Annotated in this window: 1 protein-coding gene; it reads right to left on the bottom strand. The window is 65.7% G+C overall.

What is annotated here, in order from left to right; all coding sequences use genetic code 11:
* On the bottom strand, positions 1-467 hold a 467-nt coding region (locus tag EOA60_RS36905; protein ID WP_164899965.1), incomplete at both ends, for an aromatic amino acid lyase.

The following is a 467-nucleotide window of genomic DNA, read 5'->3' as shown; positions in this document are numbered from 1 at the left end:
ATCGAGACATGGTCTTCCTGGTTGGCCGAGGTCGGGATCGAATCGACGCTCGCCGGATAGGCCTTCTGCTTGTTTTCCGAAACGAGCGCCGCCGCCGTCACCTGCGGGATCATGAAACCGGAATTGAGGCCAGGCTTCGGCGTCAGGAAAGCCGGCATGCCGGAGAGCGCCGGATCGACCAGCATGGCGATGCGGCGCTCAGACAGCGAGCCGATCTCGCAGACGGCAAGCGCGATCATGTCGGCGGCAAAGGCCACCGGCTCGGCGTGAAAATTGCCGCCCGAGAGCGCGGTGTCGTCCTCGGCGAAGATCAGCGGGTTGTCGGTGACGCCGTTGGCTTCGGTCTCCAGCGTGTCGGCCGCCTTGCGCAGGACGTCGAGCGCGGCGCCCATCACCTGCGGCTGGCAGCGCAGGCAGTATGGATCCTGCACGCGCTCGCCGCCTTGTTCGAAGCAGAGACGCTCTAC

Source organism: Mesorhizobium sp. M1A.F.Ca.IN.020.06.1.1, from assembly GCF_004023265.1.
Lineage (GTDB): Bacteria > Pseudomonadota > Alphaproteobacteria > Rhizobiales > Rhizobiaceae > Mesorhizobium.
The sequence above is the reverse complement of the archived record's forward strand: the minus strand, read 5'-3'. Positions and strand labels throughout refer to the sequence as shown.